Annotated in this window: 11 protein-coding genes; 9 read left to right on the top strand and 2 right to left on the bottom strand. The window is 66.6% G+C overall.

What is annotated here, in order from left to right; all coding sequences use genetic code 11:
* Positions 1-20 precede the first annotated feature (20 nt).
* Both G3N93_RS21370 and G3N93_RS21375 read left to right on the top strand, forming a co-directional pair.
* Complete coding sequence (locus tag G3N93_RS21370) at positions 21-1,406, top strand: cache domain-containing protein (protein ID WP_206133891.1); 1,386 nt, start codon at positions 21-23, stop codon at positions 1,404-1,406.
* A gap of 29 nt (positions 1,407-1,435) precedes the next feature.
* Positions 1,436-2,080 (top strand): response regulator transcription factor, encoded by a 645-nt coding sequence (locus G3N93_RS21375; RefSeq protein WP_043186307.1) that lies wholly within the window; start codon positions 1,436-1,438, stop codon positions 2,078-2,080.
* Between the two features lie 58 nt (positions 2,081-2,138).
* Here the strand turns inward: G3N93_RS21375 and G3N93_RS21380 are convergent, their stop codons facing one another.
* Positions 2,139-3,659, bottom strand: a complete 1,521-nt coding sequence (locus G3N93_RS21380) for an MFS transporter (RefSeq protein ID WP_206123450.1) — start codon at positions 3,657-3,659, stop codon at positions 2,139-2,141.
* Between the two features lie 144 nt (positions 3,660-3,803).
* Between G3N93_RS21380 and G3N93_RS21385 the strand changes: the two genes are divergently transcribed.
* The 6 genes from G3N93_RS21385 to G3N93_RS21410 all read left to right on the top strand — a co-directional run bounded on the left by G3N93_RS21385 (position 3,804) and on the right by G3N93_RS21410 (position 11,186).
* Complete coding sequence (locus G3N93_RS21385; RefSeq protein WP_206123449.1) at positions 3,804-4,442, top strand: TetR/AcrR family transcriptional regulator; 639 nt, start codon at positions 3,804-3,806, stop codon at positions 4,440-4,442.
* Between the two features lie 278 nt (positions 4,443-4,720).
* On the top strand, positions 4,721-5,269 hold the full coding sequence (locus G3N93_RS21390) for a fimbrial protein (RefSeq protein ID WP_174940490.1): 549 nt from the start codon (positions 4,721-4,723) through the stop codon (positions 5,267-5,269).
* A gap of 89 nt (positions 5,270-5,358) precedes the next feature.
* Positions 5,359-6,132 carry a fimbria/pilus periplasmic chaperone gene (locus tag G3N93_RS21395; RefSeq protein ID WP_206133892.1) on the top strand — a complete coding sequence of 258 codons (774 nt, stop codon included), beginning with the start codon at positions 5,359-5,361 and terminating at the stop codon, positions 6,130-6,132.
* 154 nt (positions 6,133-6,286) lie between these two features.
* Positions 6,287-8,830 (top strand): fimbria/pilus outer membrane usher protein, encoded by a 2,544-nt coding sequence (locus tag G3N93_RS21400; protein WP_206133893.1) that lies wholly within the window; start codon positions 6,287-6,289, stop codon positions 8,828-8,830.
* 32 nt (positions 8,831-8,862) lie between these two features.
* Positions 8,863-9,981, top strand: a complete 1,119-nt coding sequence (locus G3N93_RS21405; RefSeq protein ID WP_241026638.1) for a fimbrial protein — start codon at positions 8,863-8,865, stop codon at positions 9,979-9,981.
* Positions 9,982-9,998: 17 nt separating this feature from the next.
* Positions 9,999-11,186 carry a fimbrial protein gene (locus tag G3N93_RS21410; protein ID WP_241026639.1) on the top strand — a complete coding sequence of 396 codons (1,188 nt, stop codon included), beginning with the start codon at positions 9,999-10,001 and terminating at the stop codon, positions 11,184-11,186.
* 174 nt (positions 11,187-11,360) lie between these two features.
* Here G3N93_RS21410 and G3N93_RS21415 read toward each other — a convergent pair whose 3' ends face one another.
* Positions 11,361-11,957, bottom strand: coding sequence for a phospholipid-binding protein MlaC (locus tag G3N93_RS21415; RefSeq protein ID WP_011353639.1), 597 nt, complete (start codon positions 11,955-11,957; stop codon positions 11,361-11,363).
* A gap of 323 nt (positions 11,958-12,280) precedes the next feature.
* Here G3N93_RS21415 and G3N93_RS21420 point away from each other — a divergent pair.
* A partial coding sequence (locus G3N93_RS21420) for an MMPL family transporter (RefSeq protein ID WP_206133895.1) occupies positions 12,281-13,958 on the top strand: 1,678 nt, incomplete at its 3' end.

The raw sequence follows: 13,958 nt of genomic DNA on the forward strand, positions 1-13,958 counted from the left end.
TGCGGCCGCTTCGCACCACCATGAGACTCAAGGCAAAGATCTTCCTTCTGGCCATCGTGCCGTTCCTGCTCGCGATCGCCGGCATCGGCTTCGGCGTGCGCCAGCAGGCGACGTCCCTCGCGCGCACGCAGCACGCGACGATCCAGGCCGCGTACCTGTCGAGCAAGGAAGTCGAGCTGAAGCACTATGTCGAGCTGGCGACGAGCGCGATCATGCCGCTCTACGACGCGAGCGGCCGCAACGCGCGCGACGACGCGATGCTGCGCACGCAGGCGCTCGCGATGCTGCAGAAGATGGATTTCGGCCCCGACGGCTATTTCTTCGTGTACGACCTGCATGGCAATTCGCTGATGCATCCGCGCGAGCCCGAGCGCGTCGGCCACAACTACTGGTCGATGCGCGACCCGCAGGGCGCACTGACGATCCAGAAGCTGATCGGCGCGGCGTCGAGCGGCGGCGGCTACGTGCGCTACGCATGGCAGCGGCCGTCGACGGGTCGCGTCGCACCGAAGCTCGGCTACGTCGTCGCACTCGAGCGCTGGGGCTGGATGGTCGGCACCGGCATCTATCTCGACGATGTCGACACCGCGCTGCAGCGCATCGACGCACGCGCGTCCGCGAACATCGAGCGTACGATGAGCTGGCTCACCGCGATCGCGCTCACGGGTGCGGCGGCGATCGCCGTGTGCGCGCTGGTGTTGAACGTCAGCGAGTCGCGCAGCGCCGACGCGAAGCTCAAGCTGCTCGCGCAGCGCGTGGTCGAATCGCAGGAGCAGGAGCGCGCGCGGCTGTCGCGCGAGCTGCATGACGGGATCAGCCAGATGATGGTGTCCGCGAAGCTGATGCTCGAATCCGCGCTCGCCCGTTTCGAACGCGGCTCGGCGCGCCTGCCCGAAGCCGAGCAGGCGCTCGCATCGGGCGTCGGGCGGCTCGGCGACACGCTGCGCGAAGTGCGGCGCATCTCGCATGCGCTGCGTCCGTCCATGCTCGACGACCTCGGTCTCGCAGCCGCGCTCGAACAGCTGGTTCGCGAACTCGGCGCCGAAAGCGGCATCGACATCGGCTATACGCAGGTCGCGCACAGCGGCACCCGGCCGCTGCCCGAAGCCGTCAACACCGCGCTGTTCCGGATCGCCCAGGAAGCGCTCAGCAATATCGTGCATCATGCGCAGGCGTCGCGCGCGGCCGTCACGCTCGACGTCGGCGCGCAATCCGTCTCGCTGACCATCGCCGACAACGGCTGCGGCTTCGACGCCGAGCGCTCGCAGGCCGACGCGCGCCGCGGCATCGGCCTGCGCAACATGCGCGAACGCCTCGACGCACTCGGCGGCATGCTGACGATCACGTCGCAGGTCGGCCACACGATCGTCGCCGCGCGCGTGCCGCTGCCCGGCGCCGCGTCATGACGCGCCCCATAACAGGAGACCTTTCACGCATGAGCGCCCCCGACACCGCCCGGCCCGTCGCCCGACTGCTGCTCGTCGACGATCACCCGCTCGTGCGCGACGGCTTGCGGATGCGGCTCGAAGCGGCCGACCTGTCCGTGGTCGGCGAAGCCGGCAACGCCGACGAAGCGCTCGCGCTCGCCGCGTCGCTCGAACCCGATCTCGCGCTGATGGACGTCGGCATGAACGGGATGAACGGCATCACGCTCGCGGGCGTGTTCCACGAACGCTTTCCGGGTATCCGCGTGCTGATGCTGTCGATGCACGACAACATCGAATACGTGACGCAGGCCGTGCGTGCCGGCGCGAGCGGCTACCTGCTGAAGGATTCGCCAGCGAGCGAGATCGTGCGCGCGATCGGCGCGGTGCTGGCTGGCCAGACGTTCTTCAGCGAAGGGCTCGCCGCGCGGATGATCCACGCGAGCGCGACCGCGTCGCCGCTCGACCGGCTCACGCCGCGCGAACGCGACATCCTCGATGCGCTGGCGGAAGGGCTGTCGAGCAAGCAGATCGCGCAGCAGACGGGGCTGTCGGTGCGCACGGTCGAGACGCACCGGCTCAATCTGAAGCGCAAGCTGGAGATAGAAGGGCAGGCCGAGCTGATCAAGTTCGCGGTCGAGCATCGGCGGAGGTAGGCACATCCGACGGACGCCTCGATCCGCTGTGAAAGGCTCGACCTGTCGGCACGCCACATCATTCCGGCTGTGAAGATGTCACGCACGCCGCCGCGCGCCCCGATTGCTGCTCCGTTTCACGCCGCACCATCAGCATCACCGCAATCGTAATACTAAGGATTCCGGAACACAAAACCGCGATCGAAAACCCGTGCGCCATCGCGTCCCGATACGCGCCGAGCAGCGCCGGTCGCCCTGCCGCAAAAACATGCTCCATCACCGCCTGCTGCGCAAGCGTATCCGCTTGCGCGCTGCCGGCCGCCTGCATCGCGGCCGTCATCCGGTGCAGCGCCCCGACGCTCATCATGCTGCCGAGCACCGCGATGCCGATGCTCATCCCGGTCTGACGCAACGCGTTCATCGTCGCCGACGCCATGCCCGCGCGTTCGGCCGGCGCCAGTTCCATCACGGTCATGCCGGTTGCGGGCACCGCGAGCCCCATGCCGACCCCGAGCACCGCCAGCGCGATACCGACCGGCAGATACGGCGTGCCCGCGCCGAAACCCGCCATGACCGCGAGCATCGTGCCGACCAGCCCATACCCGGCCACCATCAGCGTGTGCAACGAAACGCGCGCCGCGATGCGCCCGAACAGCATCGACGTGATCGCCGTCATCACGAACTGCGGCATCAGTTGCCAGCCAGCCTCGGCGGGCGTGCGCCCCTGCGCCTGCTGCAGGAACAGCGACAGGAAGAACAGGCTGCTGTACCCCGAGAACCCGAGCACGAACGACGCGAGATTGGCGCGCACCAGCCGCCGGTCGCGAAACAGCCAGACCGGCAGCAGCGGCCGCTCGACACGCGCTTCGACCCGCACGAACACGACGAACGCCACCGCGGCGCCCGCCAGCGGCACGAGCACCTTCACATGCAACGCGCCGGCTTCGCCGATGCCGATCAGCCCGTACGTAAGCAACCCGAGCCAGACCACGCTCAGCGCCTGGCCGAGCGGATCGAACGCCGCGTGCTGCGGATGCCGGCGCTCCGGAATGCCCCATGCGCCGAGCAGCACGGTCACGATGCCGATCGGCACGTTGACGAGGAAGATGTTCTGCCATCCGCCATGCTCGACGAGCAGGCCGCCCACCAGCGGCCCGAGGATCAGTGCAAGCGCACTGAACGCGGACCACCCGCCGATCGCACGGGCGCGCTCGCGCGCATCGGGAAACGCATGCGTGAGGATCGGCATCGCACCGGGAATCAGCAACGCACCGGCAAGCCCCTGGATCGCGCGGCCAATCAGCAGCGGCACGATGCTGCCCGCGCAGGCGCAGACCACCGACCCGGCCGTGAACAGGATCACGCTGGCGAGCCACACGCGCTTGTGCCCGTAGCGATCGCCGAGCGGCCCGGCCGACAGCATGAACGCGGACAACGCGAGCGCATACGCATTGACGACCCACTGAAGGCCGCCGATATCGGTATCGAGCGCCGTCTGCAGCGTCGGCAACGCGACGTTGACGATGCTGATGTCGAGCGTGGCGAGAAAGGTGCCGAGACAGGCGGCCAGGACGAGTGCGGCGCGACGGTAGCGAGGCATGGCGGTCAGCCCTTCGCGGGCATGAAGATGAGAATGATTCTCATCATATATATCGACTGACCGTCGGTCAATGGATTGAATTGGCCGCGAGCAGGGCGCTGGCCTAAACTGCGGGCTTTGCACGAACGGGCGTCGAGCCGCGCGATGACGGACAGGACCAAGGCAGGGACCACGACAATGAAAGACGGCGCGCCGGCGGGCAAGCCGCGCACGAAGCCGGCGGAAGTGCGGCTCGAGGAACTGATGGCGGCGGCCGAAGCGCTGTTCCTCGCGCAGGGCGTGGAAGCGACGACCATCAGCGAAATCGTCGAGCACGCGCAGGTCGCGAAGGGCACGTTCTATCACTACTTCGAATCGAAGTCCGACATGCTCGCCGCGCTCGCGCAGCGCTACACGTCATCGTTCCTCGACCGTTTGCAGCACGCGGTCGACGCGTGCGACGCCGACGACTGGCTCGCGCGCCTGCGCGCGTGGATCCGCACGAATATCGAAACCTACGCGGCGACCTACCGCACGCACGACATCGTCTACACGAACCACCATCACCACGATCGCGCGAATGCCGACAAGAACGCGATCCTCGAGCAGCTCGGCGCGATTCTCGACGGCGGCGCACGGGCCGGCACCTGGCGGCTCGCGCACCCACAGGTCACCGCGCTGCTGATCTACGCGGGCGTGCACGGCGCGACCGATCACATCATCGCGGCGCCGGAAACGGATCGCACCGCGTTCGTCGAGGCGGTGATCGACGATTGCCTGCGGATGCTCGGCGTCGGCACCTGACGCACAGCAACGAACCAGACGCCCGAGGGCTAATGCCGTTCAGTCAAGCACTGAACGGCATTTTTTGTTGGCGGTATCGCGAAGTGACAATTGTTCATCTTACGAATTGTTGACGCCGGTACGATTCGCTTCGTCCAAGTGTAACCAGGTCGAAAACACAATATTCGGCCGCGTGATGCCTGTTCGGGTCGCCGTTGGATGTCGCGTCGCGCTATCGAACGGATATCGCGGCGGCGTCGTATCTCCATCCAGATCGATTCTTACTGAAACCGGAAACCATGCAAACCAAACTCATTACCGCCGTGTTGTTCGTGGCTGCAGCCACTGCGTCGCAAATCGCATCCGCGGCAGACGGCACGATCACGTTCAACGGCACCGTGCTCGCGCAAACCTGCACGATCAGCGGCAACGGCAGCGGCTCGAACAACTTCAATGTCCCGCTGCAATCGGTGGCGACCAGCGCGCTGGCCGCAGCAGGCCAGTGGGCCAACCGCACGCCCTTCTACATCTCGCTGACGGCCTGCACGCCGGCGTCGGGCACCGTCCACACCTACTTCGAGCCGGGTCCGACGGTCGACGCCGCCACCGGCAACCTGATCCTGGCCACCGGCGGCGCGACCAACGTCGAGATCCAGTTGCTGAACGGCGACGGCACCTATTCGCCCATCAAGATCGGTGCGGCCGACGCCACGCAGAACTCGAAGTCGGTCGCAATCAGCTCGTCCGGCGCCGCCACGCTGAACTACTACGCACAGTACCTCGCAACCGGTGTTGCAACGGCCGGCGCGGCGACGTCGAGCGTGATGTACTCGCTCGTTTATCAGTAATCAATCATTTAGTTCTACATAGCACGGTCAGGTGGAGCGGCGCGATGCCGCTCCACCCCTCGTGCTCGCTACCCGCATCGATCCCTATCATGAAGCTTCGAAACACTCTCCGGCGCGCGATCGTCACCGCGTGCGCCGCATGGCTCGGCTACCTGGCGGCACCCGCCGTTGCATCGGTGGTGATCGGCGGCACGCGCGTGATCTATGGCGCGGGCGAGTCCGAGGTCACGCTCAAGCTGTCGAACGCCGGCCAGTCGCCCGCGCTCGTGCAGTCGTGGGTCGATGCAGGCGATGTGCGCGGCGCGCCGTCCACGATCAAGGTGCCCTTCACCGTCACGCCGCCGATCGCGCGGATCGATCCGTCCAAGTCGCAGACGCTGCGCATCGTCTACACCGGCGAGCCCATGCCGCAGGATCACGAGTCGGTGTTCTGGCTCAACGTGCTCGAGGTGCCGCCCAAACCCGGCGCGGCGGACGCAGACATGAACCGCATCCAGCTCGCGTTCCGTTCGCGCATCAAGCTGTTCTATCGCCCGGAAAATCTCAAGGGTTCGTCGGCCGATGCGCCGGCGCAGCTCACCTGGCGGCTCACACAGGCCGACGGCAAGCCGGCCATCGAGGCGCACAACCCGACGCCGTTCCATGTGTCGTTGACCATGATCAGCGTGCAGTCGGGCGGACGCAGCGCGACCTTCGACGATGGCGGCATGGTCGGGCCGGGCGAGACGCGGGCCTTCCCGCTGAAGGGCGACGTGCCCGGCGCGGCCGGCGCCAGCGTGCGCTACACGACGCTGAACGACTACGGCGGCTCGGTCAGCGGCGAGACGCCATTGCGGTCCGGCACCGCGGCGCCGTCGCGATGATGCGCGGCTGACCCCCTTCCATTGCGCGAGGCGCGGGTAGCGCGCCACGTCCTTTCCACAGCAAGGCCAGGCATGCCCGCCCCGGGCAGGGCGCAGGCTTGCTCACGCTCGGGTGCCTATCGTGATCCAACGTCTTTCCAGTTTGCCGCCACTCATGCGCTGGCGCCCGCGCCCGTGCTTCCTGCTCGCGCTGTCGGTGTTCGCGTCGACGGGCACGATGGCGCAGACCACAGGCGCCACGCAAGTGGCGGAAGTCCAGTTCGACGACCTGTTCCTGCAGCACCCGGGCGGCACGCGGGTGGACGTCAGCCGCTTCGAAAAGGGCAACGTGGCGGCGCCGGGTTCGTATCGCGCCGACCTGTACGTCAACACGAACTGGATAGGCCGCGCCGAGATCACGCTGCGACAGGTGGGCGACAGCCGGAACAACGTGCAGCCCTGCTTCGATCGCGAGCTGCTGCAGCAGGTCGGCGTGGACCTGGCGAAGCTGTCGCCCGAAGCAACGCACATGTTGACGGACTCGAACCGTGCCTGCGCGACGATCGGCATGCTGGTGCCGGACGCCGTCGCCACCTTCGACAATGGCGAACAGCGGCTCGACGTCAGCATCCCGCAGGCCTCGCTGAGCCGCGCGGCGCGCGGCTACGTGGACCCGCGCTACTGGGACGAGGGCGTGCCGGCCGCGCTGCTGTCGTACAACGGCAATGTCTACCGCGCCAACAACCAGGGTACGTCGTCGACCCAGGCCTACCTGGGCCTGACCGCCGGGCTGAACGTCGGGCCCTGGCGCTTCCGCCACAACGGCAACTACACCTACGACACGCACGGCGGCACGCACTACCAGAGCGTGCAGACCAGCCTGCAACGCTCGATCGCGCGCCTGAAGGCGCAGCTCGTGATCGGCGACGCGTTCACCGACGGCACGATGTTCGACAGCGTGGGCTTTCGCGGCGTGCGGATCGCCAGCGACGAGCGCATGTATCCGGAATCGCAACGCGGCTATGCGCCGACCATCCACGGCATCGCCAACAGCAATGCGCTGGTGCAGGTGCGCCAGAACGGCAACATCATCTACAGCGCCAACGTCGCGACCGGCCCGTTCGAAATCGACGATCTCTATGCGACCGGTTATGGCGGCGACCTCGACGTCGTCGTGACCGAAGCCGATGGCAGCATCCACACCTTCAAGGTGCCGTATGCGTCGGCCGTCAATTCGCTGCGGCCCGGCATCACGCGTTTCAGCGTGACCGCCGGCCAGTACCGCAGTCCGCTGCTGTCGAGCAAGCCGGCGCTGTTCCAGGCGACCGTACAGCACGGCTTCACCAACCTGATCACCGGCTACGGCGGCATGACCGCCGCGCCCGGCTACGTGGCAGGCCTGGTCGGCGCCGCACTCAACACCGAACTGGGCTCGTTCGCGTTCGACATCACGCAGGCCAACACCGATCTGCCCGGCATGGGCACACGCCACGGCCAGAGCGTGAAGCTCTCGTACAGCAAGCTGATCAGTCCGACCAATACCAATATCGCGGTCGCCGCCTATCGCTATTCGAGCAGCGGCTACCTGGGCCTGCAGGACGCCATGCAGTTGCGCGGCCAGCAGGCGGGCGGCGCGAACGGCCTGCTGTCGGGCGGCGTACGTCGCGGTCAGTTTCAGGTCATGCTGAACCAGGGCCTGCCAGACGGCTGGGGCTCGTTCTATCTGTCGGGCTCGACCGTCAATTACTGGAACCGCGGCGGCAACGACACGCAGTTCCAGGCCGGCTACAACAATAATTTCCGGCGTATCAACTACGGCGTGTCGGCCGCGCGCCAATTCGACGCGACGCAAAACCGCTGGGACAACCGATTCATGCTGAACGTGTCGATCCCGCTGAATCTCGGCTCGCGCACGTTGTACTCGTCGACCAGCCTGCAGCGCGACAGCCGTGGCGCGACCCTGGTCCAGCAGTCGCTGACGGGCTCGCTCGGCGTCGACAACGCGCTCAGCTACGGCGTGAACGTCGGCCGTACCGGCGGCGGCACGGGAGCGGCCACCAACGTAGGCGGCAACGTGTCCTACATGTCGCCGTATGCGACCGTCTCGGGCAATGCTTCGAAGGGCACCGGCTTTACGCAGTACGGCGGCGGCATCTCGGGCGGCATGGTGGCCTACGCCGGCGGCGTGGCCTTTGCACCGACCATGGGCGAGACGATGGCGATCGTCGAGGCCAAGGATGCGAACGGCGCGCGCGTGACGGCCGGCAGCGGCCTGCGCATTGATTCGTTCGGTCATGCGCTGGTGCCGAGCCTGACACCGTTCTCGACCAACGAGGTGGAAATCGATCCGAAGGGCGTGCCGATGAGTGTCGAGCTGAAATCCAGCGCGCAGCACGTCGCGCCGACCGCGGGCGCGGTGGTGCGGCTGAAGTACGAAACCGAGGGCGGCGGGCGCGCAGTGATCATGCGTGCGCGCATGAGCGGCGGCGAGCCGGTTCCGTTCGGCGCGGAAGTGAACGATGCGGCGGGGCAGAACGTCGGCACCGTGGCGCAGGATGGTCGCATCGTGCTGCGCGGCGTGAAGACCGATGCCGGCACGCTAAACGTGAAGTGGGGCGATACGTCTTCCGATATCTGTTCGTTATCCTACACGCTTCCGACGGCAAGCAAGACGAACCGGCAACGCTGGACCGATGTGGAGGCGGTATGTACGAAATGAGCAAAGCGAATGCTATGGACGTCGGAGAGATCATGAAGCGGAACGAGAAGCCGGTCTCGACGTGCAGACAGGCGAGAACGACACGAGGCCTGGGCCGCCTGGCGTTCTGGCTGCTCACGCTGGCGATGCTGCTGCTCGGCTTGGGCTCGCGTGCGGCGCTCGCCCAGAGCGCCAGCTGCTCGGGTACCGCGCAGACGATACCGATCTCGATGTCACCCTCGGTGACGGTCCCGCGCGACGCCGCGGATGGCACGATTCTGACCACCTGGGTCAGCTCCCCGACTACCACCAACTACTACAGTTGCACGGTGTCGGGGTCGGCGTCCACGGGCATGCTCTTCGAACCGCTGTCGATGACCAAGTCCGGCATGACCGTGAAGGGGCCGACCGGGGTGATCTATACGGTCTGGAATACCAACGTGCCCGGCGTCGGCATTGCGATTGGCATACGTTCCTACGTGAACGGCTGCCAATGGCAGGCGTGGCTCGATCTCGGCACGCCGTCCACGCTGTTCCCCAGTCCGTGGACAGGCTGGGTCTGCAACACAAACGGTTCGGTCACCAACGGCGGCCAGGCCCAGATGGCGCTGGTCAAGACCGGCCCGATCACGGCGGGCATAGTGACGGGTGGCGTGTTGTTCGAAGGTGGGTCGGCGCAAAGCACCACCGGCACGTATACGGTCGCGACCGCGAGTCGCAAGTCATTCTCGCTGTCGTCGACCGTCATCAGCGTGGCGTCCTGCACCACGCCGAACGTGACGGTCAACATGGGTTCGCACATGCAGTCGGAATTCACGGGCATCGGGTCGACCACCAAGCAGGCCGTCGCGGTCAATGTGCCGGTCAACGCCTGCCCGATTGGACTGAACTCGATCCTGTACGAGTTCGACCCGGTCAATGCCGTGCTCGACGCCACCAACGGCGTGCTCGCGCTATCGAGCGATTCGACGGCCACCGGCATCGGCCTGCAACTGAAGGACAGCAGCGGCAATGCGCTGAAGTACGGCACAAAGTACACGCTGACGAGCTACAGCAGTGCAACGGGCGGCTCCTACACGATCCCGCTCACGGCCCGGTATTACCAGACTGCCGCGAAGGTAACGGCCGGCAGCGCGAACGCGGTGCTGACCTTCACCATGACGTATCAGTAAGCAGTGCGTAGCGGATTTTGACGTATGCGGAGGCGGTACGCCGCAATGAGCATGCGGATGCAATGGACCGGGGAAAGATCATGAAACGGAACAAGAAGCCGGCCTCGACGCGCAGGCAGGCGAAATCGGCGCGAGGCCTGGGCCGCCTGGCGTTCTGGCTGCTCACGCTGGCGGTGCTGATGCTCGGCTTGGGCTCGCGTACAGCATTCGCCCAGAGTGCGAGTTGCTCGGGATCGGCGCAGACGGTGACGATCTCGATGCCGGCCTCGGTGACGGTCCCGCGCGATGCCGTGAACGGCACGATGCTGACCGCCTGGATCAGCAGCCCGGCCATCAACAACTACTACAGCTGCACGGTGTCGGGGTCGGCATTCTCGGGCATGGTCTTCGAGCCGCTGTCGATGACCAAATCCGGCTTGACCGTGACCGGATCGAAGAGGCCGGCCTATACGGTCTGGAATACCAACGTGCCTGGCGTCGGTGTCGCGATCGGCGTGAATTCCATCGTGAACGGATGCGGGCCCCAGAATTGGCTCGATCTCGGCACGCCGACGCCACCGTTCCCCGGCCCGTGGGTGGGGAACGCCTGTAACGCGAACGGCTCGGTCGCCAACGGTGGCCAGACCGAGGTGGCGTTGGTCAAGACCGGCCCCATTACGGCGGGCATGGTGGCGGGCGGCGTGCTGTTCGAGGGTGCGTCCACGACGGGGTCAACCTTCAGCGGCCCGTATACGGTCGCCACCTCGGGCCGCGTGTCGTTTTCGCTGACCACGACCACCGTCAGCGTGACGGCTTGCACCACGCCGGACGTGACGGTCAACATGGGCTCGCACATGCAGTCGGAATTCACGGGCATCGGGTCGACCACCAAGCAGGCCGTCGCGGTCAATGTGGCGGTCAACGCCTGCCCGATTGGGCTGAACTCGATCCTGTACGAGTTCGACCCGGTCAATGCCGTGCTCGACGCCACCAACGGCGTGCTCGCGCTGTCGAGCGGTTCGACGGCCACCGGCATCGGCCTGCAACTGAAGGATGGCAGCGGCAATGCGCTGAAGTACAACACGCCGTACACGCTGACGAGCTACAGCAAGTCGACGGGCGGCTCCTACACGATCCCGCTCACAGCCCGGTATTACCAGACTGCCGCGAAGGTAACGGCCGGCAGCGCGAACGCGGTGCTGACCTTCACCATGACGTATCAGTAGGCCACGCGCAGCGAGCCTCGACGCGTGCGGAGGTGGCCTGGACCTGTGCCGGCACGCCCGGACGCGCGGTCACGTCGGTCGTTCGACCGCTCACCAGGCGCCCTGTGCAAAAGAAAAAAGAAGGGCGCCCGAGGGCGCCCTTCATGCATCCGGACCGCGGCCAGGCAGCGGCTGTCAGTTCGTCCGCGAATTGTGCTTCTGCAGATACGCGATCAGGCCATCGATCCCGCCCGATGCGAGCTGGCTCTTGAACTGGCCCTGGTAGACCTGGATCAGCCACGCGCCCGACATGTCGATGTCGTAGATCTTCCAGTCGTTGCCGACCTTGCCGAGACGATAGCCGACCGACTGGCTGTCGCCCGGCGTCGTGACCGTCGACTGCACGAGCGCGTCGGCGCCCGACGCACCGCCGGCCTTGAACGAGAACTTCGCGTCCTGGCTGCCGAGCTGCGCGAGCGACGCGGCGTAGGTGCGCGTCATCAGCAGCTTGAACTGCTTGTACAGCTCCTGCTGCTGTTGCGGCGTGGCCTGCTTCCACGCGTCGCCGACCGCGATGCGGGTCGTGCGCTCGAAGTTGGTCGCGGGCAGGAAGCGCTGCTCGACGACTTGCGTGACTTTCGCCATGTCGCCGCCGCGGGCGGCCGGATCGGCCTTCATCGCGGTAACGGTGCCCTCGACCGCATTGCGGACGATATCGACCGGCGCGCTCTGCGCGAAAGCGGAAACCGACACGGCGGCTGCCGCGACGAAAGCAAACAGATGACGTTTCATACGAATATCGCTCGATGAGAAAAAACGACCGGTTCATTGCACCGGCCGACGACGCAAAGTATACCGGGCCTGACGCCTCGGTGCGCCGCCGTGACCGACTGTTACCTTTCAGCTTCCTTTGTCACAGGCCCGCAGTGGCGCGTCGAAGCAGCGTTGCGCCGTTTATGTAAATATCCCCTTACAAACGGGCCGACCATCGGTATCGATTCCGCCGTCGCGAACAAATCTCCTTCCCTTCTCGCAACCCCCAACGTCACGACCGCCGCCACGCTGCGCCGGTATACTTGGCTACTTTGCCCTTGCCAGCCGCTCCCCATCGCCACATGGTGACATCTCTCATCGTCCGACTCGTTGCGTGGTCGGTGCGCCGACCCGTCTCGGTCGTCGTCCTGTCGCTCGTCATCGCCGCGCTCAGCGGCGTCTATGTCGCGCAGCATTTCAAGATCAACACCGACATCAGCAAGCTCGTCGATGCGGAACCGCAATTCGCCGCGCTCGGCCAGGCCGTCGACAAAGCGTTCCCGCAACGCAACGGCACGATCCTCGCGGTCGTCGAGGCGCCCGCGCCCGAATTTGCGAATGCCGCCGCGCAAGCGCTGACCGAAGCGCTGCAGAAGGATGCCGACGCCGGCCGCATCGGCCAGGTCGCCGAGCCCGGCGGCGGGCCGTTCTTCGAGCACAACGGGCTGCTGTTCCTGTCGCCGCAGGAAGTCACCGATACGACCTCGCAGCTCGCGAGCGCACGCCCGCTCGTCAACGAACTCGCGAAGAACCCGAGCCTCACCGGGCTCGCCACGACGCTGTCCACCACGCTCGGCCAGCCGCTGCTGACCGGCCAGGTGAAACTGCCCACGATGGCGAAGCTGCTCGACCGCAGCGCCGCGACCGTCGACGACGTGCTGGCCGGCAAGCCGGCCGCGTTCTTGTGGCGTGCGCTCGTCGACAACGACGCCGCGCGGCAGCCCGCGCGCGCGTTCGTCACCGTGCAGCCCGTGGTCAACTACGGCGCGCTGAAGGCCGGCGCGGAAACCAGCCAGGTGATCCGCGACGCGGCCCGTTCGATCGATCTCGAGAAGCGCTACGGCGCGGTCGTGCGCCTGACCGGCGAACAGCCGCTCGCCGACGACGAATTCGCGTCGGTCGAGGATGGCGCGGCGCTCAACGGCGTCTTCACGCTGCTCGCCGTGCTCGTCATCCTGTGGCTCGCGCTGCGCTCGAAGCGGATGATCGGCTCGGTGCTCGTCACGCTGTTCGTCGGCCTCGTCGTGACCGCCGCGCTCGGCCTCGCGATGGTCGGCTCGCTGAACATGATCTCGGTCGCGTTCATGGTGCTGTTCGTCGGCCTCGGCGTCGACTTCTCGATCCAGTACGGCGTGAAGTACCGCGAGGAGCGTTTCCGCGACCCGCGCATCGATCACGCGCTGATCGGCGCCGCGCACTCGATGGGCATGCCGCTCGCGCTGGCCACCGCGGCCGTCGCGGCGAGCTTCTTCTCGTTCATCCCCACCGCCTATCGCGGCGTGTCCGAGCTCGGCCTGATCGCGGGCGTCGGGATGTTCGTCGCGCTGCTCACCACGCTCACGCTGCTGCCTGCGCTGCTGCGCCTGTTCGCGCCGCCGGGCGAATCGAAGACGCCGGGCTTCCCGTGGCTCGCACCGGTCGACGATTACCTCGATCGCCATCGCAAGCCGATCCTGATCGGCACGCTCGTGGTCGTGATCGGCGCGCTGCCGCTGCTCGCGTTCCTGCGCTTCGACTTCAACCCGCTGCACCTGAAGGATCCGAACAGCGAATCGATGGCGACGCTGCTCGCCCTGAAGGATTCGCCGGAAGCCGCCGTCAACGACGTCACGCTGCTCGCGCCGACGCTCGCGGAGGCCGATGCGGCCGCGAAGCGCCTCGACGCGCTGCCCGAAGTCGGCCGCACGACCACGCTGTCGACCTTCATCCCCGCCGACCAGCCGGCCAAGCGCGCGGCGATCGCCGCGGCCGCGAGCGACC

Origin of the sequence: Burkholderia sp. Se-20378 (genome assembly GCF_017104665.1) — a bacterium.
GTDB lineage: Bacteria > Pseudomonadota > Gammaproteobacteria > Burkholderiales > Burkholderiaceae > Burkholderia > Burkholderia lata.